The sequence below is a fragment of the Streptomyces sp. NPDC085932 genome, assembly GCF_044540525.1.
GTDB classification, from domain to species: domain Bacteria; phylum Actinomycetota; class Actinomycetes; order Streptomycetales; family Streptomycetaceae; genus Streptomyces; species Streptomyces levis.
The window spans coordinates 47,186-67,911 of record NZ_JBITSJ010000007.1 but is presented as its reverse complement, the minus strand read 5'-3'; the positions used below and the strand labels follow the sequence as shown (position 1 = coordinate 67,911).

Annotated in this window: 19 protein-coding genes; 15 read left to right on the top strand and 4 right to left on the bottom strand. The window is 72.6% G+C overall.

Features of this window, described 5'->3' with window-relative positions; genetic code table 11:
* Nucleotides 1-78: 78 nt before the first annotated feature.
* Nucleotides 79-690: a hypothetical protein gene (locus ACIGAQ_RS30410; protein WP_399788591.1), complete on the top strand. Its 612-nt coding sequence runs from the start codon at nt 79-81 to the stop codon at nt 688-690.
* A gap of 95 nt (nt 691-785) precedes the next feature.
* On the opposite strand, the gene ACIGAQ_RS30405 is transcribed toward ACIGAQ_RS30410, so the two are convergent.
* Nucleotides 786-2,138 carry a diaminopimelate decarboxylase gene (locus ACIGAQ_RS30405; RefSeq protein ID WP_399788588.1) on the bottom strand — a complete coding sequence of 451 codons (1,353 nt, stop codon included), beginning with the start codon at nt 2,136-2,138 and terminating at the stop codon, nt 786-788.
* A gap of 127 nt (nt 2,139-2,265) precedes the next feature.
* On the opposite strand from ACIGAQ_RS30405, the gene hutU reads away from it, so the two are divergent.
* The 5 genes from hutU to ACIGAQ_RS30380 are packed head-to-tail and all read left to right on the top strand — an operon-like array spanning nt 2,266 to nt 8,108.
* On the top strand, nt 2,266-3,930 hold the full coding sequence (hutU, locus tag ACIGAQ_RS30400) for a urocanate hydratase (protein WP_399788584.1): 1,665 nt from the start codon (nt 2,266-2,268) through the stop codon (nt 3,928-3,930).
* Nucleotides 3,927-5,150 carry an allantoate amidohydrolase gene (locus tag ACIGAQ_RS30395; protein WP_399788581.1) on the top strand — a complete coding sequence of 408 codons (1,224 nt, stop codon included), beginning with the start codon at nt 3,927-3,929 and terminating at the stop codon, nt 5,148-5,150. The genes hutU and ACIGAQ_RS30395 overlap by 4 nt, the downstream gene beginning before the upstream one ends.
* Nucleotides 5,141-6,481, top strand: a complete 1,341-nt coding sequence (locus tag ACIGAQ_RS30390; protein WP_399788578.1) for a formimidoylglutamate deiminase — start codon at nt 5,141-5,143, stop codon at nt 6,479-6,481. Before ACIGAQ_RS30395 ends, ACIGAQ_RS30390 begins: the two co-directional genes overlap by 10 nt.
* On the top strand, nt 6,478-7,773 hold the full coding sequence (gene hutI, locus ACIGAQ_RS30385) for an imidazolonepropionase (RefSeq protein ID WP_311681757.1): 1,296 nt from the start codon (nt 6,478-6,480) through the stop codon (nt 7,771-7,773). The genes ACIGAQ_RS30390 and hutI overlap by 4 nt, the downstream gene beginning before the upstream one ends.
* Nucleotides 7,774-7,787: 14 nt before the next feature.
* Nucleotides 7,788-8,108, top strand: coding sequence for a hypothetical protein (locus ACIGAQ_RS30380; RefSeq protein WP_311681759.1), 321 nt, complete (start codon nt 7,788-7,790; stop codon nt 8,106-8,108).
* A 73-nt stretch (nt 8,109-8,181) separates the two neighbouring features.
* Here the strand turns inward: ACIGAQ_RS30380 and ACIGAQ_RS30375 are convergent, their stop codons facing one another.
* Nucleotides 8,182-9,108: an RNA polymerase sigma factor SigF gene (locus ACIGAQ_RS30375; protein ID WP_311681760.1), complete on the bottom strand. Its 927-nt coding sequence runs from the start codon at nt 9,106-9,108 to the stop codon at nt 8,182-8,184.
* 238 nt (nt 9,109-9,346) lie between these two features.
* Between ACIGAQ_RS30375 and ACIGAQ_RS30370 the strand changes: the two genes are divergently transcribed.
* From ACIGAQ_RS30370 to ACIGAQ_RS30355, 4 genes are all read left to right on the top strand, one after another.
* Entirely contained in the window at nt 9,347-9,724 is a 378-nt protein-coding gene (locus ACIGAQ_RS30370; protein WP_311681761.1) for an STAS domain-containing protein, read from the top strand.
* Between the two features lie 243 nt (nt 9,725-9,967).
* On the top strand, nt 9,968-10,522 hold the full coding sequence (locus ACIGAQ_RS30365) for an ATP-binding protein (protein WP_399788573.1): 555 nt from the start codon (nt 9,968-9,970) through the stop codon (nt 10,520-10,522).
* Between the two features lie 400 nt (nt 10,523-10,922).
* Nucleotides 10,923-11,630, top strand: coding sequence for an LPXTG cell wall anchor domain-containing protein (locus ACIGAQ_RS30360; RefSeq protein ID WP_399788570.1), 708 nt, complete (start codon nt 10,923-10,925; stop codon nt 11,628-11,630).
* Nucleotides 11,631-11,787: 157 nt separating this feature from the next.
* Nucleotides 11,788-12,783, top strand: a complete 996-nt coding sequence (locus ACIGAQ_RS30355; RefSeq protein WP_399788567.1) for a hypothetical protein — start codon at nt 11,788-11,790, stop codon at nt 12,781-12,783.
* A 75-nt stretch (nt 12,784-12,858) separates the two neighbouring features.
* Here the strand turns inward: ACIGAQ_RS30355 and ACIGAQ_RS30350 are convergent, their stop codons facing one another.
* Nucleotides 12,859-14,397, bottom strand: coding sequence for a peptide MFS transporter (locus tag ACIGAQ_RS30350; RefSeq protein WP_399788564.1), 1,539 nt, complete (start codon nt 14,395-14,397; stop codon nt 12,859-12,861).
* 519 nt (nt 14,398-14,916) lie between these two features.
* Here ACIGAQ_RS30350 and ACIGAQ_RS30345 point away from each other — a divergent pair.
* Together ACIGAQ_RS30345 and ACIGAQ_RS30340 are read left to right on the top strand one after the other, a co-directional pair.
* A complete protein-coding gene (locus ACIGAQ_RS30345) occupies nt 14,917-15,594 on the top strand; it encodes a response regulator transcription factor (protein WP_010034575.1) in 678 nt (225 codons plus the stop codon).
* A gap of 63 nt (nt 15,595-15,657) precedes the next feature.
* Nucleotides 15,658-16,935, top strand: a complete 1,278-nt coding sequence (locus tag ACIGAQ_RS30340) for an ATP-binding protein (protein WP_311681766.1) — start codon at nt 15,658-15,660, stop codon at nt 16,933-16,935.
* Between the two features lie 127 nt (nt 16,936-17,062).
* Here ACIGAQ_RS30340 and ACIGAQ_RS30335 read toward each other — a convergent pair whose 3' ends face one another.
* Nucleotides 17,063-17,557, bottom strand: a complete 495-nt coding sequence (locus tag ACIGAQ_RS30335) for a GtrA family protein (RefSeq protein WP_311681767.1) — start codon at nt 17,555-17,557, stop codon at nt 17,063-17,065.
* A gap of 162 nt (nt 17,558-17,719) precedes the next feature.
* Between ACIGAQ_RS30335 and ACIGAQ_RS30330 the strand changes: the two genes are divergently transcribed.
* From ACIGAQ_RS30330 to ACIGAQ_RS30320, 3 genes are read left to right on the top strand one after another with little or no spacing between them, the layout of a single operon-like run.
* Nucleotides 17,720-18,859 (top strand): 5-(carboxyamino)imidazole ribonucleotide synthase, encoded by a 1,140-nt coding sequence (locus ACIGAQ_RS30330; RefSeq protein ID WP_399788559.1) that lies wholly within the window; start codon nt 17,720-17,722, stop codon nt 18,857-18,859.
* Nucleotides 18,856-19,383: a 5-(carboxyamino)imidazole ribonucleotide mutase gene (gene purE, locus ACIGAQ_RS30325; RefSeq protein ID WP_311681769.1), complete on the top strand. Its 528-nt coding sequence runs from the start codon at nt 18,856-18,858 to the stop codon at nt 19,381-19,383. The genes ACIGAQ_RS30330 and purE overlap by 4 nt, the downstream gene beginning before the upstream one ends.
* A gap of 5 nt (nt 19,384-19,388) precedes the next feature.
* Nucleotides 19,389-20,576: a dipeptidase gene (locus ACIGAQ_RS30320; RefSeq protein WP_399788555.1), complete on the top strand. Its 1,188-nt coding sequence runs from the start codon at nt 19,389-19,391 to the stop codon at nt 20,574-20,576.
* Nucleotides 20,577-20,726 lie beyond the last annotated feature (150 nt).

Here is a 20,726-nt window from a genome sequence, read left to right as displayed (position 1 = left end):
GTCTCACGTTGCGTCGCTAACCTGCGTCTCCCAGAACACTCTTCAGACGCTTCGGGTACCGGACGGAGGCTGATCGACATGCGCGGAGGACATGGGCTGGCCCGGGTGGCCGTCGTCGTACGGGCGGGTGCCGCCCCGCTGTGGTGGCTGGGGGTCCTGGCGGCCGGCATCGGCCTGCTGCCCGAGGGGCTCACCGGCCGCCGGATCGGCGTGCTGACGGGAGCGGCCCTCTTCCTGGCGGCCGCGGCCGCGGTGGCCACTGCCCGCCGCAAGCGCTACACGGCCCTGGCCGCCTCGGCCGCCCGGGCCGGCAAGCACGACGTGCTCCAGGACCGCGCGGTCACGGCCCGCAACTGGCGCCGCGCACACCGCTGGTGGCTCCTGCTGGCCTTCCTGGCCGCCCTGGGCAGCTCCTTCGCGCTGCCGGCCGCGGGCGGCATGCTGCTCGCCGGCTGCGGAGCGGGCCTGTGGCTGAAGGCGGCCTGGCTGGGCCGCCGCGAGGGCGCGGACGAGGTGCTGCTGTGGGTCCGCGTGGACTGGCTGCGCGCGGGCGCGGCCCGTCCGACGGGCAAGCAGGTCAAAGCGTTCCGCAGCACCGGCATCGCGGCGGGCGACGCGGCCCCCGGCGGAACGCGCAGGAAGACGGCGGTCCCCGGCGGAACGCGGAGGAAGACACCGGCCCTCGTCTGACCGACGGCGAGGACACGCCCCCTCGGGGGCGCGGGGAACTGCGCGATCAGCCCCCACGCCCCCGCAGCCGCCCCACCACGGCACTCCCGCGGCGCTCAGGCCAACGCGTCCGCCTGCGCCCCGCCGGACTCCGCGACGACCTCCTCCACGGTCTGCGCCTCCCGCACCACCGCGAACCGCCCCCCGGGCCAGAACCCGTACACCCCGGGCCGCACCAGCGAGTTGTACCCGTAGTGGTGCGCGAAGTAGTACGCCCCCGTGTCCAGCGCCGCCGCGTAGTCCCCCTGCTCCAGCAGCGGCATGGAGCGCCCCTCCGCCAGCAGGTCCCCCGCGAAGCAGGCCGGCCCCGCGACGTCCTGCACCACGACCGGCCCCTCCTTCACCCGGCCCTTCGCGTCGTACGCCGCGATCCGCAGCGGCCAGCTCCCCGGCGCGTACACCGTCCGCGCCGCCACCTGCACCCCGGCGTGCGTCACGGCGACCGCCCGCCCGCCGGAGGTCTTCGCGTACTCCACGCGGGCCAGCACCGTCCCGTGCTTCGCCAGCAGGGACCGCCCGAACTCGGTGACGAGCCCGTACCGTCCGTCGAACAGCCCCGGCACTTCCTCGGCCAGCATCCGCGCGTACTGCGCGTACGTCGGTGTCGTCGCGTCCGAGGCGAAGTTCACCGGCAGTCCGCCGCCGATGTCCAGCGTGTCGACCTGCCGCCGCCCGGCCTGCCGGTTGATCTCCTCCGCCAGCGCGTACGCCTCGGCCACGCCCCGTGCCATCAGGGACAGCGGGACGCCCTGGGAGCCGGTGTGCGTGTGCAGCCGGGTCAGCCACGGACGGTCCAGATACGCCTGGACGACCCATTCCCGCGCCCCCTCGTCCCGCAGCGCCACCCCGAACTTGGACGTGGCCGTCGCCGTGGACAGCGCCTCGATGGCACCGCCGCCGACCTGCGGGTTCACCCGGATCCCGAGCGGGGAGCGGGCGGGGCCGGTGCGCATCAGGGCGTCGATGCGGGCCAGCTCCTGGGGGTTGTCCGCGTTGACCGCGATGCCCAGGTCCAGCGCCTCGCGCAGCTCGGCCGGTGTCTTCGCGGGCGAGTCGAGCACCGTCATCTCCACCGGCACCCCGGCCGCCCGGGCCAGCGCCAGCTCGCCCGGGCTCGCCACCTCCGCGCCGACGCCCTCCTCGCGCAGCAGCCGCAGCACCGGCACCAGCGGGGTCGCCTTCACCGCGAAGGCGTGCAGCACCGGCGTGCCCGGGGCGGTCACCGCCTCGAACGCCGCCCGCAGCCGCGTGGCCGACTCCCGGATGCCGACGACGTCCAGCAGTCCCACCAGGGGCTGGTCGGGCCCCAGCAGCCCTTGCTCCACCGCGGCCCGCACCGCCTCGTCCCGCCGGGCCGCCCGCCCGGCCCCGGAGCCGTCCGCCTCGTCCGTTTCCCTGTGTGCGCCCATGCGTCCAGCCAAACATCCACGCCGCGGCCGCGCCGACCTCCCGGCGTATTGACTAGCTCTATTCATGAGTCCAGGATGTGAATAGAAGCAGCAACATCCGCCGGGAGACCCCACCAGGAGGCAGACCATGTCCGGACCCCGCCCCGTCCGAGCGCCGCGCGGCACGGAACCGAGCGCCCTCGGATGGCAGCAGGAAGCCGCCCTGCGGATGCTGCAGAACAACCTCGACCCGGAGGTCGCCGAACACCCCGACCAGCTCGTCGTCTACGGCGGCACCGGCAAGGCGGCCCGCGACTGGCGCTCCTTCGACGCGATGGTCCGCACCCTCAAGGGCCTGAAGCAGGACGAGACCATGCTCGTCCAGTCCGGCCGCCCGGTCGGCGTCATGCAGACCCACGAGTGGGCCCCGCGCGTCCTCATCGCCAACTCCAACCTCGTCGGCGACTGGGCCAACTGGGAGGAGTTCCGCCGCCTGGAGCAGCTCGGCCTGACCATGTACGGCCAGATGACCGCCGGCTCCTGGATCTACATCGGCACCCAGGGCATCCTCCAGGGCACCTACGAGACCTTCGCCGCCGTCGCGGCGAAGAAGTTCGGCGGCACCCTCGCCGGCACGATCACGCTGACCGCCGGCCTCGGCGGCATGGGCGGCGCCCAGCCCCTCGCCGTGACGATGAACGACGGCGTCGCCCTGTGCATCGACTGCGACCCGCGCGCGATCGAGCGCCGCATCGAGCACCGCTACCTGGACGTGAAGGCCGACAGCCTGGACCACGCCCTCGCCCTGGCGACCGAGGCCCGCGACGCCCGCCGCCCGCTGTCCATCGGCGTCCTCGGCAACGCCGCCGAACTCGTCCCGCAGCTCCTGGCCGTGGGCGCGCCCATCGACATCGTCACCGACCAGACCTCGGCGCACGACCCGCTGGCCTACCTCCCGCTCGGCGTCGACTTCGACGAGATGGCCTCCTACGCCGCCAAGGACCCGGTCGGCTTCACCACCCGCGCCCGCGAGTCCATGGCCAGGCACGTCGAGGCCATGGTCGGCTTCCAGGACGCCGGCGCCGAGGTCTTCGACTACGGCAACTCCATCCGCGGCGAGGCCCGGCTCGCCGGCTACGACCGGGCGTTCGCCTTCCCCGGCTTCGTCCCCGCCTACATCCGCCCCCTGTTCTGCGAGGGCAAGGGCCCCTTCCGCTGGGCCGCCCTGTCCGGCGAGGCCTCCGACATCGCCAAGACCGACAAGGCGATCCTCGACCTCTTCCCGGAGAACGAGTCCCTGGCCCGCTGGATCAAGATGGCCGGGGAGCGGGTGCACTTCCAGGGCCTGCCCGCCCGCATCTGCTGGCTCGGCTACGGCGAGCGCGACAAGGCCGGCGAGCGCTTCAACGACATGGTCGCGAGCGGCGAGCTGGCCGCCCCGGTCGTCATCGGCCGCGACCACCTCGACTGCGGCTCCGTCGCCTCCCCCTACCGCGAGACCGAGGCCATGCTGGACGGCTCCGACGCGATCGCCGACTGGCCGCTGCTCAACGCCATGGTCAACGTGGCTTCCGGCGCGTCCTGGGTCTCCATCCACCACGGTGGCGGCGTCGGCATGGGCCGGTCGATCCACGCCGGGCAGGTGACCGTGGCCGACGGCACCCCGCTCGCCGGGGAGAAGATCCGCCGCGTCCTCACCAACGACCCCGGCATGGGCGTCATCCGGCACGTCGACGCCGGGTACGACATCGCCGAGTCCGTCGCCGGCGAGCGCGGGGTGCGGGTCCCGATGCGCGAGGGTGACGACGCGTGACCTTCCACAGCATGTGGGCGGAGCTGCTGCCGATCGGCCGCAGCTCCGCCTCCGGCGGCTACCGCCGCTTCGCCTGGACCGGCGCCGACCTGGACTGCCGGGCCTGGTTCAAGGAGCAGGCCGAGACCCGGGGGCTGACCTACGAGACCGACCGCAACGGCAACCAGTGGGCCTGGCTCGGCGACCCCGCCCGCGGCGACGCCGTCGTCACCGGCTCGCACCTGGACTCCGTGCCCGACGGCGGCGCCTTCGACGGGCCCCTGGGTGTCGTGTCGTCCTTCGCCGCCCTCGACGAACTGCGCGGCAGGGGAGCGGAGCCCACCAGGCCGCTCGGCATCGTCAACTTCGGTGACGAGGAGGGCGCCCGGTTCGGTCTCGCCTGCGTCGGCTCCCGGCTCACGGCCGGGCAGCTCACCGTCGCGGACGCCCAGCGGCTCACCGACGGGGACGGCACCACCCTGCCCCGTGCCATGGAGGCCGCCGGCCACGACCCGGAGGCCATCGGCCCCGACCCCGAACGGCTCGCCCGCATCGGCGCCTTCGTCGAACTCCACGTCGAACAGGGCCGGGCCCTGGACCTGTCCGGCGACCGGGTCGGCATCGCCGGCGCGATCTGGCCGCACGGCCGGTGGCGGTTCGACTTCGCCGGCGAGGCCAACCACGCCGGCACCACCCGGCTCGCCGACCGGCGCGACCCCATGCTCGCCTACGCCGAGACCGTCCTCGCCGCCCGCCGGGAGGCCGAACTCGCCGGGGCCGTCGCCACCTTCGGCAAGATCACCGTGGAGCCGAACGGTGTCAACGCCATCCCCTCCCTGGTGCGCGGCTGGCTCGACTCGCGCGCCGCCGACCAGGACCGCCTGGACGCCGTGGTCACCGGCGTACGCCAGGCCGCCGAGGAGTACGCCGCCGCCCACGGGGTCGATCTCGCCGTCGCCCGGGAGTCGTTCACCCCGGTCGTCGAGTTCGACCACGCCCTGCGCGACGAACTGGCCCGCATTCTCGGCAAGGACCGGGACCCGCAGCTCACCGTCCCCGTCCTCGGCACCGGCGCCGGACACGACGCCGGGATCCTCTCCGGGAGCATCCCGACCGCCATGCTGTTCGTGCGCAACCCCACGGGCGTCTCGCACTCCCCGGCCGAGTTCGCCGCCGAGGACGACTGCGTGGCCGGAGTGCTCGCCCTCGCCGACGTACTGGAAGGACTCGCGTGCAGGTGACGCAGACGTACTGGCTGGAACACGCCTGGCTCGGCACCCACGTCGAGCCGGGCGTCGTCCTGGAGACCGCCGACGGGCGCATCACCGCCGTCCGGACCGAGGTGACCGCCCCGCCGCCCGGCGCCGAACCCCTGCGCGGCCTCACCCTCCCCGGTCTGGCCAACGCCCACAGCCACGCCTTCCACCGCGCCCTGCGGGGCACCGCCCAGGTCGGCTCCGGCACCTTCTGGACCTGGCGCGAGGTCATGTACTCCGTCGCCGACCGGCTGACCCCGGACACCTACCACGCCCTCGCCCGGGCCGTGTACGCCGAGATGGCCCTGGCCGGCATCACGTCCGTCGGCGAGTTCCACTACGTGCACCACGCCCCGGGCGGCACCCCGTACGCCGACCCGAACGCCATGGGCGAGGCCCTCGTCGCGGCCGCCGCCGAGGCCGGCATCCGGATCACCCTCCTCGACACCGCCTACCTCTCCTCCGGCTTCGGGCAGCCGCCCAACCGCCATCAGCTCCGCTTCTCCGACGGGGACGCCGACGCCTGGGCCGCACGCTGTTCACTTCTCAAGGAACGGGACCACGCACGGATCGGTGCGGCCATCCACTCGGTGCGGGCCGTGCCCGCCGGCCAGCTGGAGACCGTCGCGCGCTGGGCCGAGGAGCGGCGGGCCCCGCTCCATGTGCACCTGTCCGAGCAGACCGCCGAGAACGACGCCTGCCGGGAAGCCCACGGCTGCACCCCGACCCAGCTCCTCGCCCTGCACGGCGTCCTCGGGCCGCGCACCACCGGCGTCCACAACACGCACCTGACCGCCGAGGACATCTCCCTCCTCGGTGCCAGCTCCACCGGCACCTGCATGTGCCCGACGACCGAGCGCGACCTGGCCGACGGCATCGGACCCGCCGCCGCCCTGCAGAACGAGGGCTCCCCGCTCTGCCTGGGCTCCGACAGCCACGCCGTGATCGACCTGCTGGAGGAGGCGCGGGCGATGGAGCTGAACGAGCGCCTGCGCACCCGCACCCGGGGGCACTGGACGGCCGCCGCCCTGCTGCGGGCCGCCTCGGCCAACGGCCACGCGGCCCTCGGCTGGGACGAGGCGGGCGCCCTGGAGACCGGCGCGCTCGCCGACTTCACGACGATCGCCCTGGACTCGGTCAGGACGGCAGGGCCGCTTCCGCGGCTCGGGGCCGAGACGGCCGTATTCGCCGCGTCGGCAGCGGACGTGTCGCATACGGTCGTGGCAGGGCGGCACGTCGTACGGGACGGGGTGCACACGCTCGTGCCGGACGTGCCCCGCGCCCTCGCCGAAGCCGTCGCAGCCCTGCGCGGATGACCCCGGGCCACCCGCCCGCGCGGCCCGGCTCCGCCCCCGCACCCGAACCCACCGCCGACCAGGCCACCAAGGACGCCATGAGCAACGCGACGACCGTCAGCCCCGCCCACTCCGCGAGCACCGCAAGCACGCTCATCACCAACATCGCCGCCCTGGTCACCAACGACCCCTCCCTCGGTGACGGTTCCCCCCTCGGACTGGTCCACGACGCAGCGGTCGCCATCGAGGGCGACCGCGTCGTGTGGACCGGTGATCACAGCAAAGCACCCGCCACTGACAACCGGGTCGACGCCGCAGGCCGGGCCGTCATCCCCGGCTTCGTCGACTCCCACTCCCACCTCGTCTTCGCGGGCGACCGGACGCAGGAGTTCAACGCCCGCATGTCGGGCCGCCCGTACAGCGCCGGCGGCATCCGCACCACGGTCGCCGCCACCCGCGCGGCGAGCGACGGGGAACTGGACGCCAACGTCACCCGTTACCTCGCCGAGGCCCTCCGTCAGGGCACCACCACGTTCGAGACGAAGTCCGGCTACGGCCTGACCGTCGAGGACGAGGCCCGCGCCCTGCGCATCGCCGCCGCACACACCGACGAGGTCACCTACCTCGGCGCGCACATCGTGCCGCCGGACTGGGCGGAGGACCCGGCCGGTTACGTCGCCCTGGTCACCGGCGAGATGCTCGACGCCTGCGCGCCGCACGCCCGCTGGATCGACGTCTTCTGCGAGAAGGGCGCCTTCGACGGCGACCAGGCCCGCGCCATCCTCACCGCGGGCAAGGCCAGGGGGCTGCACCCCCGCATCCACGCCAACCAGCTCTCCTACGGCCCCGGCGTGCAGCTCGCCGTCGAGCTCGACGCGGCCAGCGCCGACCACTGCACCCACCTCACCGACGCGGACGTCGACGCCCTGGCGCACAGCCGGACGGTCGCGACGCTGCTGCCCGGCGCCGAGTTCTCCACGCGGGCCGCGTGGCCGGACGCGCGGCGGCTGCTGGACGCGGGCGCCACGGTCGCGCTGTCCACGGACTGCAACCCCGGCTCGTCCTTCACCTCGTCCGTGCCGTTCTGCGTCGCGCTCGCCGTACGGGACATGGGGATGACCCCGGACGAGGCCGTCTGGTCGGCCACCGCGGGCGGCGCCGCGGCCCTGCGCCGCACCGACGTCGGCCGCCTCACGCCCGGCGCCTACGCCGACCTGGTCCTCCTGGACGCGCCGAGCCACGTCCACCTCGCCTACCGGCCGGGCGTCCCCCTGGTCAGCGGCGTGTGGCGGCGCGGGCAGCGCGTGGTGTGAGAGGGCGGGAACGGATGGCGAGGCACTGGCCGGCACCGCTTTTGGTGAACCTGCTGCTCGGGATCCCGGGCGTGGTGCCGTTCTGGCTGCTCTGGTACGTCACGGTCAACGGGCCGCTGGCCGCCCTCGGCTGGACCACGCGGGAACCCACGGAGAACGACGGCATGGCCCTCTGGCTCGTGATCGTCGTCCCCGTCGTGACGCTGTACGGCCTGATCTGGTGGCTCGCCAACACGCCGCTGCGGCGCCGGACGGCGCTCGCGCCGCGCACCTACCGGGTGCTGAGCCTGACGGCCCCGCTGGTCCCGACGGCGGCGCTGTTCCTCAACTCCTGAGAAGGCGGGGGGCACGCGCCCGGGGGCGGGCCCCGAGGCCCGCCCCCGAAAGGACACGATCACCCGGTGAGGATCACTCCTCGACCGTCAGCCCCTTGCGCAGCCGCACCAGCGTCCGCGAGAGCAGACGCGAGACGTGCATCTGCGAGATGCCCAGCTCTTCGCCGATCTCGGACTGGGTCATGCCGGCGACGAACCGCAGCGACAGGATCTTCCGGTCGCGCGGCGGGAGTTCCGCGATCAGCGGCTTCAACGACTCGACGTACTCGATGCCTTCGAGCCCGTGGTCCTCGTAGCCGATGCGGTCCGCGAGCGCGCCCTCGGAGTCGTCCTCCTCCGGCTGGGCGTCCAGCGAGGAGGCGGTGTAGGCGTTGGACGCGGCCATGCCCTCGACGACCTCGTCGTTGGTGATGCCGAGGCGCTCGGCCAGTTCGTGCACCGTCGGGGCGCGGTCCAGCTTCTGCGCCAGCTCGTCACCGGCCTTGGCCAGGTCGAGCCGCAGTTCCTGGAGCCGGCGCGGCACGCGCACCGACCACGAGGTGTCACGGAAGAATCGCTTGATCTCGCCGATGATGGTCGGCATCGCGAACGTGGGGAACTCGACACCGCGGGACAGCTCGAAGCGGTCGATCGCCTTGATCAGGCCGATGGTGCCGACCTGGATGATGTCCTCCATCGGTTCGCTGCGGGAGCGGAACCGCGAAGCGGCGAACTTGACCAGCGCCAGGTTCAGTTCGACGAGCGTGTTGCGGACGTACGAGTACTCGGGGGTGCCTTCCTCCAGCGACTCCAGCCGCTCGAAGAGGGTCTTGGACAGGGCCCGGGCGTCGACCGCGTCGACTTCCTCGTACGGGGGGATGTCCGGAAGTCCGGAGAGAAGGTCGTCGGATGTGACGAGCGTCTCGTCCTGCTCGATGGGATCCAGATGTTCCGGAGGGGGTGTCGACGTCGCTTTCTGGGTACGCGATGCGTCGAGCCGGGGTGACATGATGTCCTCCATCGTTCTCGGCATATGGCTGCCGGAGCCAGTACGTGCACTGCGGTGTGCGGCGCCTCCAAAGCCGGCCGTGTCGGTTACGTGTCCTTACTAGGCCTACCCGCTTCCGTGAGCCGACCGCAAGTGCGCTCTGCGGGCATATGTCCGTTTGTGCGTGGTTGTTCGGGTGTCGGAGTGTGTGAGGAAGGCGTAGTGTTCGATGGCGTCAGCAACAGCCACGACGTCGGGAGAGAGAGACGGCATGGACCGCGGGACGGTCGGCAGCGCACAGTCTGGCCGGCTTCTGGTGGAGGTGCGGGAAGAGGGCCCCAGTGCCGTCGTGACCCCGGCGGGTGAGTTGGATCACCACACCGCCGATCTGTTGCGCGAGCCGCTGGAGGACTGTCTCGCCAAGGGATTCAAGCGTCTGGTCATCGACTGCACGCGCCTTGAGTTCTGCGACTCCACGGGGCTGAACGTGCTCCTCGGGGCGCGTCTGAAGGCCGAGGCCGCCGGTGGTGGTGTGACGCTCGCCGGGATGCAGCCGGTGGTGGCACGCGTGTTCGAGATCACCGGGGCGGATGCGGTCTTCACTGTTCATGACACGCTTGAGGCGGCTCTCGCCGACGAGTCGGGCTGACCGGCGTGCCCCGGCCCGCCGCGCCCTCGACGTATCCCTGTGACCGGTGTCCTACCCCCGTCACGGGTTTCGTGCGCAATACAGGGGTGTTCCCCGGGGCCGCCCGGGCAGGAGTCATCCTGAGCCTGTCGACCACGGGGTGACCGGGGGTGCTGTGAAACCGACGTGCCGCGCACTGCGTGACTGACTGTGTACTGAGATCTTTTGAATCGTGAACTGGTGAATCGGTGAGGTGAAGCGCTGATGAGCACCACCCGGCCTTACTCGCCGGGCGACCGCGGGCCGGAGCCCAGCGGCGCTTCCGGGGCGTCCGAGGGTGGCGTGGCGGCGGCCGGTCCGGCCGGCGAGGACATGGCCGCGCAGGACGGAGCGGCGGCGCCGCCGGGCGGCCGGCAGGTGCGCCGGCTGAGCTTCGAGGGGGAGAGCGGGGTCGTCCCGCTCGCGCGCGACTTCACCCGCCAGGCGCTGTACGCGTGGGGCTGGCTGCCCGCCGCCTCCGCCGACCAGCGGGCCGCCGCCGAGGACGTCCTGCTGGTCGTCTCCGAGCTGGTCACCAACGCCTGTCTGCACGCCGAGGGGCCCGACCAGCTCCAGATCACCTGTGACAACAAGGTCCTCCGCATCGAGGTGACGGACCGCGGCACCGGCCAGCCGGCACCCCGTACGCCCCACCGGGCGGGCCGCCCGGGTGGCCACGGCATGTTCATCGTCCAGCGTCTGTGTCTGGACTGGGGCGTCGTGCGCACCCCGGGGGTCGGCGGCAAGACGGTCTGGGCGGAGCTGGGCGCACCGGCCTGACAGGCACACCGGCCTGACAGTGGGGCCGGGGCTCCCAGCGGCCTGTGTCCCTCCCGGGCCAATCGCTCCCGCGCCCGCGTCCTCCGAGGCCGTCCGCTACCGGACCCGTGTGCTCCGAAGCCCGTCGATTCCGGCCTGCGATCGACCACGGCCCTGCTGAGCCCGGTTCTTTCCTCTGCCCCGGCCCCCGTGCGAGCGCCCTCCGTACCGCCGAACGGGTGACCCGAGCCCCGCCGGTCTCGGATGCGTCTCCCCCCGGGGGCCTCCCCTCGTGTGCCACGCGCCGCACGCCGGATCGGCACGGATCCGACGCGCACTGTGTCTTCCTTCCTCGTCCCGCCGGGCGTACCTTGACGGCCCGATCTGATGCACCGTCAGGAACAGGAAGGGGAGCGGCACCGTGTCGTACCGGAAACGAACCGCCGCGCTGGCGTCCGCCGCGGCCCTGGCCGGCTCGGCGGTGTGGATGGCCGCCCCCGTGGCCCGGGCCGAGGTCGTCGACGTCGACTACCAGTGCAAGACGCCGATCGGCGACAAGAGCGCCGTCTCGCCCATCGACATCGAGGGCGTGGAGAGCGGCGGCGGCTACCGGATCACCATGTCCTGGCAGAAGGGCGTCTCCTCCAGCCCGGTCGAACTGGGCAAGGGCGCGATGACGCCGAGCGCCACGATCGCCCTGGGCGGTGCGGACAGCGGCACCCTGACGGTGACCGGGCCCGCCAACGACGCCGCGATACCGGCCAACACGCCGATCAAAATCAGTGACCTGAGCGGGACGTACACGCCCGAGAAGAGCGGCGACGTCACCTTCACGGCGGGCGTGCTCACCATCAAGGCGCTCGGTACGACGACCACGTGCACGCCGACGAACGACCCGGGACCGTCCCTGACCCTCGACGTCGAGGCCGCAAGCGGTGACGGCTCGACCGGCTCGACGGGCACGGCGGGGTCCGACCGGGGCGGCGGCTCCGGCGCCCGGCTCCCGGACACCGGCCCCGAGGACTCGGCGCTCGCGCTGGGCACCCTGGGCGGCACGGTCCTCCTCGCCGGCGCTGCGGGCACCCTGTGGCTGACCCGGCGTCACCGGGCCGCCCACGCCGACCACTGAGGCCGCGGTCACCCCGGACCGCCCCGGCCCGGGCCACGGGACGGTGCCGCGGGGGAGCCGTCACACCACGGGGAGCCGTCACCCGGGCTGCGCCTGCCGTGTGCCGGCCGGGGCCGGGTGCACGTCGTTCCGACGACCGCTGCCGCTGGAGTCGCTGATGCCGTCCGTCGTTCGTCTTCCGTCGCCGACCGTGGCCGTCCTGCTCGTGTTCGCGCTGGTGGCAACCGGTGCCGGGCCCGCCGGGGCGGTGGAGCGGCCCGTCGTGGAGCTGTCCGGACGGCAGGCGGGCACCGGCGGTGAGATCACCGTCTCGGGCAGCGGCTGGCGTCCCCGCGCCCTGTTGACGCTGCTGGTGTGCGGGCAGGCCGAGCCGGACCGGGGCGTCACCGGCGGCAGCAACTCCTGCGCCAACGCCGACGGCCGGACCGTGACCACCGATGCCGAGGGGCGGTTCCGCCGGACCCTGCCCGTCGTCGAGCCGCCCGTGCCCTGCCCCTGCGTGGTGCACGTGGCGACGGTGACCGGCGCCGAGGCCGAGGCCGACGCGGCGCTCCAGGTGGCCGGGCACGCCGTCGAGCCGCTGCCCGCCGAACCGTCCGGCGGCCGCCTCTCCCTGCTCGCCGGAACCCGGCTGCGTGGCTCCGGCGGGCTGCTCACCTGGTTCGGCTCCCCGCCCGCCCGGACCCTCGTGGTCACCGTCGGCAACGTCGGTACCTCCCCGGTGCGGAATCCGGTCTTCCAGGTCGGCACCTCGCACGGCGTCTTCGCCCCGCGGTGGCAGGACCAGCGCTGGCGCGGCACGATCCCGCCCGGCGGCAGGGCGCGCATCGAACTGCCCGTGGAGCTCGCCGCCGGAGCGCACGGCGACTACCTCGTCTCCCTGAAGTACGGCGGCAAGGTGCTGGCCGAGCACCCCTGGGGCGTGGGCCGCCCCTGGGGCGTGACCCTGTTCTGGGCCCTCGTCCTGCTCGTCGTACCGGCGGCGCTGTTCCGCCTGGCCCTGGCCGTGATCGACCACGCGCGTCCCCGCAGCCCCGGCCACGCGGCCCGCCCCGCCCGCCGCCCGTGGCGCCTGCCGGCCCCGTCCCGGCGCCCGCCGGCCCTGCCGTGGGCCGCCTCCGACGCCGACCCACCGGGAGGCCCCAGCCCGTGACAGGCGCGTGGCGCATGCGCGAGGGCCGCCGCACCGACAGGTGCGGCGGCCCTCGTCACGCTCCGGTGGCCGGCGTCAGTGGACGTCGCCCATCAGGGCCTTGACCTTCCGGCGGTACATGTACACCGCGATACCCGCCAGGGCGGCCAGTACGGCCTCCACGGCGACCGCGCCGGTGCCGCTGAGGTCCACGCCGCCGACGGCCGGGTTGGAGAGCAGACCCGTCACCGAGTCGCCCGCCGTGACCGCGAGGAACCACACGCCCATCATCTGGCTGGCGTACTTGGCCGGGGCCATCTTCGTGGTCACCGACAGGCCGACCGGGGAGAGGCACAGCTCGCCGACCGTCTGGATCAGGTAGATGCCCACCAGCCACATCGGGCTGACCAGCTTCTCGCCGTCGGCCATGCCCAGCGGCAGCAGGAAGAAGAAGAACGAGACACCGATGAAGAACAGCGCCGCGGCGAACTTGGCGACGGTGCTCGGCTCCTTGCCCTTGCGGTTGAGCCACAGCCAGATCCAGGCGAAGACCGGGGCCAGCGCCATGATGAAGACCGGGTTCAGCGACTGGTACCAGGAGGACGGGAAGTCGAAGCCGAGCAGCGAGCCGGAGGCCTTGGTCTCGCCGAACGCCTGGACCGTGGAACCGCCCTGGTCGTAGATCATCCAGAACACGGCGGCCGCGACGAAGAACCAGATGTAACCGGTCATCTTCGACTGCTCGACGTCGCTCAGTTCCTTGTCGCGCTTGATGCGGATCAGCACGCCGGCCGGGATGACCAGGCCGATCACGGTGAGCGGGATCATCGCCCAGTTGAGCGTGAAGTGGCCGGTGAAGCCGACGACGCCGTAGAAGACGGTCGCGATGATCAGCCACAGCAGGCCCTTGCGCAGCCAGGCGGTGCGCTCCTCGGCGGCCAGCGGCTTGGGCACGACGTTGCTCTGCGGGCTCAGGTTGCGGGTGCCGAGCAGGAAGGCGATCAGACCGATGCCCATGCCGAGCGCGGCCAGACCGAAGCCGAGGTGCCAGCTGACCTGCTGGCCGACGGTGCCGATGATCAGCGGCGCGAAGAAGGCACCCATGTTGATGCCCATGTAGAAGATCGTGAAGCCGCCGTCACGGCGCGGGTCGTCCGGGCCGTCGTACAGGTGGCCGACCATCGTGGAGATGTTGGCCTTCAGCAGGCCGGAGCCCAGCGCCACCAGCGCCAGACCGGCGAAGAACGGTGCCTGGCCGCCGGGCAGGGCCAGCACCAGGTGGCCCGCCATGATCGTGACGGCCGCGATCGCCACCGTCTTGCGCGGACCCCAGACACGGTCGCCGAGCCAGCCGCCGGGCATGGCGAGCAGGTACACCATCGACAGGTAGACCGAGTAGATCGCCGTCGTCGTGGCGAGGTCCATGCCCAGACCGCCGCCCATGCTGCCCTTCTTGGCGTCCGGACCGCCGGAGAGCAGGTACACGACGAGCAGGGCACGCATGCCGTAGAAGCTGAAGCGCTCCCACATCTCGGTCATGAAGAGGGTGGCCAGTCCGCGGGGGTGGCCGAAGAAGGTCTTCTCGGAGCCGGGGATGCCCGGGCGGGCCGAGTCCTTCGTCAGGCTGGACGCCATGGTCGTTCCTTGCTGCTCGGGACGCGCCTTCCGCGACGTGCGGTGGTGCGCCCGGTGGGGGTTGCCGGCACCGGTGGGTACGGCCGTCCGCCCGACGCCTACGGGGGTCCGCTCCGGATCACGAAGCGGTGGGCGGTCGCCACCGGGATCCACGCCTCTACGCGCGTCGCCGCACGACGAGGCCCGGCCACAGGTCGTTTCACGTGGGGGGCCGGCGGCACACCGGCCCGCACACAAAAGAGACCCCCAGGGCCAACGGCCGCCGAAGGTCGCCAGGGTGCTACAGGCGTTGTTTCACCATACGGCAGGACACTGCCGGATATGGAAGGACTTGAGAGATGGATCACAGGTGACGAGGGAACCGTACGCCCCTATTCCAAGGTCCTTAACAGGATCGCACCCCACAGGCGCAGGTCCGTCCCGGTTCCCGTCGCGCGTAAGAACTCGGTGTAAAGCCAGTAAGAATCAAGGCTTCCGGTCACACCCCAGCTCAGGGCCCCGCAGGTCTACCATCACCCCATGACCCGAGTACTGCTCGCCGAGGACGACGCGTCCATCTCGGAGCCGCTGGCCCGTGCTCTGCGCCGGGAGGGCTACGAGGTCGAGGTGCGTGAGGACGGACCCACCGCTCTCGACGCCGGAATGCAGGGCGGCGTCGACCTGGTCGTGCTCGACCTGGGTCTGCCCGGCATGGACGGTCTGGAGGTGGCCCGCCGTCTGCGTGGCGAAGGCCACAGCATCCCCATCCTCATCCTGACCGCGCGCGCCGACGAGGTGGACACCGTCGTCGGGCTCGACGCGGGCGCCGACGACTACGTCACCAAGCCGTTCCGGCTGGCCGAGCTGCTCGCCCGCGTCCGGGCCCTGCTCCGGCGCGGTGCCGCCGAGCCGCAGCAGCCGCCCGCCACCCACGGCGTGCGCATCGACGTCGAGTCGCACCGCGCCTGGATGGGCGAGGAGGAGCTGCAGCTCACCGCCAAGGAGTTCGACCTGCTGCGGGTGCTGGTGCGCGACGCGGGCCGGGTGGTCACCCGCGACCAGCTGATGCGGGAGGTCTGGGACACCACCTGGTGGTCGTCGACCAAGACCCTGGACATGCACATCTCCTGGCTGCGCAAGAAGCTCGGCGACGACGCGGCCAACCCGCGCTACATCGCCACCGTGCGCGGTGTGGGCTTCCGCTTCGAGAAGAGCTGAGCCGCGGACCGGGCACGGTCAAGCGGGTAAGCGGAACAGGCACAGGTAAGCGGGTTACAGGACATGCGCCGCCGACTGATCCAGTCCACGCTCGCCGTGGTGCTGGTCGTGATCGCCGTCTTCGGGGTCTCGCTCGTCATCGTCGAGACCCGGACGATCAGCAACAGCGCCCGGGAGCGGGTGGAGTCCGAGGCGGTGCGGCTGGCCAGCATCGTCGACAGCCGGCTCTTCGTCGCCCAGCAGGTCGACGCGGAGGTGCTGCGCAAGCAGGTCACGCAGGACCGCTACTACGCGGTGATCCGCATCCCCGGCGAGGCGCCCATCGAGGTCGGCCCCAAGCCCACCGGCGACGTCATCGAGGCGACCGCGCCCGGCGAGGAGGGCGAGACGGTCACCGTGCAGGAACCGCGCTCCTCGGTGACGCGGGAGGTCGGCCGGACGCTGCTGATCATCGCCCTGGTGGCGCTGCTGGCGGTGGTGGCCGCCGTCCTGCTGGCCGTGCGCCAGGCCAACCGGCTGGCGTCGCCGCTGACCGACCTCGCCGAGACGGCCGAGCGGCTCGGCTCGGGCGACCCGCGCCCGCGGCACAAGCGCTACGGCGTGCCCGAGCTGGACCGGGTCGCGGACGTGCTGGACGGCTCCGCCGAGCGCATCGCGCGCATGCTGACCGCCGAGCGGCGGCTCGCGGCGGACGCCTCCCACCAGCTGCGCACCCCGTTGACGGCGCTGTCCATGCGGCTGGAGGAGATCACCCTCACCGACGACCCGGACACGGTGAAGGAGGAGGCGACGATCGCGCTCACGCAGGTGGAGCGGCTCACGGACGTCGTGGAACGGCTGCTGACCAACTCGCGTGATCCGCGCACCGGCTCCGCCGTCACCTTCGACCTCGACGAAGTCATCCAGCAGCAGCTCGCCGAGTGGCGTCCCGCCTACCGCAGCGCCGGCCGGGCCATCGTCAGCTCCGGCAAGCGGCACCTGGAGGCGGTCGGCACGCCCGGCGCGGTCGCCCAGGTGCTGGCCGCGCTGATCGAGAACTCCCTGATGCACGGGGGCGGCACGGTCGCGCTGCGCACCCGTGTCACCGGCAACCAGGCCGTCATCGAGGTCACGGACGAGGGCCCGGGCATCCCCGCCGATCTGGGCGCCCGCATCTTCGAGCGGGCGATCAGCGGCCGCAACTCCACGGGCATCGGCCTCGCCGTCGCCCGTGACCTGGCGGAAGCCGACGGCGGCCGTCTGGAGATGCTGCAGACCAAGCCCCCGGTCTTCGGCCTGTTCCTGTCCCGCACGGCCGTGCGGAAGGCGGCGGACGGCAACGACGAGCCGACGATCCGCTGACCCCTCCGCCGACCGGACCACGATTCCCTCCGCCGACCGGATCGCCGGCCGGACCGGCGGGCCCGATCGTCGGCCGGACCGGCGGGCCCGATCGTCCGGCGGACCGGCGCGCCCGATCGCCTGCCGGCTACGGCACCCGCTGCCGCGTGTGCTGCTCCCGCTCCAGGATCGACTCCGCGTCCGCCACGGCCTCCCGGGCGGGCAGCGCGCGGAACACCCAGGTGCGGTACGACCAGAAGCGGAAGAGCGTGGCGACCCCGATGCCGACGAACTTGAAGACGTTGTTCTGCAGCGGGGTGTCCCAGCCGAAGCCGTAGGTCGCCGTGTACAGGACGCCGTTCTCGATGACCAGGCCGATCGCGCTGAACAGCAGGAACAGGGTCAGTTCCCGCGTGCGGCGGGTCTTGTCGCGGTCACGGTAGGTGAAGTACCGGAAGCCGACGTAGTTGAAGACGATCGCCACCACGGTCGCGATGACGCTCGCGCGGACCACCGGCAGGTCGGTGACGTGCCGTACCAGGTTGAACACCAGCAGGTTGACCAGCACGCCGGCCCCGCCCACCGCGCCGAACTTGGCGACCTCGTGGACGAGTCGCCGGAGCCGCGAAGCACCATGTCCCATGGTCGTGCAGGCCCCCGTCCGTGGTTGGCGTCAACCCAGCCATGCTAACCACCCTCCCGCGCGATCTTCCTGTGGATGCCGGTCGACGGCCGGAGATGGTCCGGACCGGGGCGGGGAGGGACGGGAAACCGGCCACCCTGGCGCGGCCGATACCCTGGGGGCGTGACGTTCCCGGTAGTCGGCATGGTCGGCGGGGGCCAGCTCGCGCGTATGACGCACGAGGCTGGCATCCCGCTCGGCATCAGGTTCAAGCTCCTCAGTGACACCCCGCAGGACTCCGCCGCGCAGGTCGTGAGCGATGTCGTCGTCGGCGACTATCGCGATCTCGACACGCTGCGTGAGTTCGCGCGCGGGTGCGATGTGATCACCTTCGATCACGAACACGTACCCACCGAGCACCTCCGGGCGCTGGAGGCGGACGGCATCCCCGTGCGCCCGGGCCCGGACGCGCTGGTGCACGCCCAGGACAAGGGGGTGATGCGCGCGAAGCTCGTCGCGATCGGTGTGCCCTGCCCCCGGCACAGGCTCGTCTCCGATCCGCAGGACGTGGCCGCCTTCGCGGCCGAGGGCGAGGGATTCCCCGTCGTCCTCAAGACCGTCCGCGGCGGCTACGACGGCAAGGGCGTGTGGGTCGTCGACTCCGTCGAGGAGGCCGCCGAGCCGTTCAAGGCCGGGGTCCCGGTGCTCGCCGAGGAGAAGGTCGACTTCGTCCGCGAGCTCGCCGCCAACGTCGTCCGCTCCCCGCACGGCCAGGCCGTCGCCTACCCGGTCGTGGAGTCGCAGCAGGTCAACGGCGTCTGTGACACGGTCATCGCCCCGGCGCCGGACCTCGACGAGGGCCTGGCGCTGCGCGCCGAGCAGATGGCGCTGAACATCGCCAAGGAGCTCGGCGTCGTCGGGCACCTCGCGGTCGAGCTGTTCCAGACCCGCGATGGCCGCATCCTCGTCAACGAGCTCGCGATGCGCCCGCACAACTCCGGCCACTGGTCGATGGACGGCGCGGTCACCAGCCAGTTCGCCAACCACGTCCGCGCGGTCCTGGACCTGCCCCTGGGCGACCCGCGCCCGCGCGCCAAGTGGACGGTGATGGTCAACGTCCTCGGCGGCGACTACCCGGACATGTACTCGGCGTACCTGCACTGCATGGCCCGCGATCCCCAGCTCAAGATCCACATGTACGGCAAGGACGTGAAGCCCGGCCGCAAGGTCGGTCACGTCAACACCTACGGCGACGACCTGGACGACGTGCTGGAGCGCGCCCGTCACGCTGCCGGCTACCTGAGAGGCACCATCACCGAATGAGCCCTGTTGTTGGCATCGTCATGGGGTCGGACTCCGACTGGCCCGTCATGGAGGCCGCCGCCAAGGCCCTCGACGAGTTCGAGGTCGCCTACGAGGTCGACGTCGTCTCCGCGCACCGCATGCCGCGCGAGATGGTCGCCTACGGCGAGCAGGCCGACGCCCGCGGGCTCAAGGTGATCATCGCCGGGGCGGGCGGCGCCGCCCACCTGCCCGGCATGCTCGCCTCGGTCACCCCGCTGCCGGTCATCGGCGTGCCGGTGCCGCTGAAGTACCTCGACGGCATGGACAGCCTGCTGTCGATCGTGCAGATGCCGGCCGGTGTGCCGGTCGCCACGGTCTCGGTCGCCGGGGCCCGCAACGCCGGGCTGCTGGCGGCCCGCATCCTCGCCGCGCACGACGAGGAACTGCGCGGCCGGATGCGCGAGTTCCAGCAGGAGCTCAACGACCAGGCCACCGAGAAGGGCAAGCGCCTGCGCTCCAAGGTCGAGGGCTCGGGCGGCTTCGGCTTCGGCGCGGGGAAGTGACGGCGATGGCCTCCGGCGAGGCGGCCCGGGAGCTCCTGCGGGAGTTCCCGGTCGTCGACGGGCACAACGACCTCCCCTGGGCCCTGCGCGAGCAGGTCCGCTACGACCTCGACGCCCGGGACGTCGCCGTCGACCAGAGCGCCCACCTGCACACCGACCTCCCGCGGCTCAGGGCCGGCGGGGTCGGCGCGCAGTACTGGTCGGTCTTCGTCCGCACGGACGCGCCCGACCCGGTCGCGGCCACGCTGGAGCAGATCGACTGCGTGCGGCAGCTGCTGGCCCGCCACCCGGCGGACCTGCGCCCGGCGCTCACCGCCGCCGACATGGAGGCCGCGCGCGGGGAGGGCCGCATCGCCTCCCTCATGGGCGCGGAGGGCGGCCACTCCATCGCCAACTCGCTGGGCACCCTGCGCGGCCTGTACGGGCTGGGCGTGCGCTATCTGACGCTCACCCACAACGACAACGTCGACTGGGCGGACTCCGCGACCGACGAGCCGCGGGCCGGCGGCCTCACCGCCTTCGGCCGCGAGGTCGTACGGGAGATGAACCGTCTCGGCATGCTCGTGGACCTCTCCCACGTGGCGGCGACGACCATGCGGGACGCGCTCGACGCGAGCTCCGCCCCGGTGATCTTCTCCCACTCCTCCGCGCGGGCCGTGTGCGACCACCCGCGCAACGTCCCGGACGACGTCCTGGAGCGGCTGCCCGCCAACGGCGGCATGGCGATGGTGACGTTCGTGCCCAAGTTCGTGCTCCAGGCGGCCGTGGACTGGACGGCCGAGGCCGACGAGAACATGCGCGCCCACGGCTTCCACCACCTCGACACCACCGCGGAGGCCATGAAGGTCCACCGCGCCTTCGAGGAGCGGCACCCGCGTCCGGTCGCCACCGTCGCCACGGTCGCCGACCACCTGGACCACATGCGCGAGGTGGCCGGCGTCGACCACCTCGGCATCGGCGGCGACTACGACGGCACGGCCTTCACCCCGGACGGCCTGGACGACGTCTCCGGTTACCCGAACCTGATCGCCGAACTGCTCGACCGGGGTTGGTCGAAGGCCGACCTGGCCAAGCTGACCTGGAAGAACGCCGTGCGGGTGCTGGGCGCGGCCGAGGACGTGGCACGAGGGCTTCAGGAGACCCGGTCGCCGTCCAACGCCACCATCGAGTCGCTGGACGCGCCCGCCTCCTGAGCGCCGAGGGCGGGGCGGCCGGTGTAGCCGGACGCCCCGCCCCCGTACATGAAGGACCGGTCCCGCATCGGGTGCAGCGGCGCGCCGAGCCGCAGGGGACAGCGACGGCGGCCGCGACGTACCGGGCCGTACTCCGAACGCCGCGCCCAC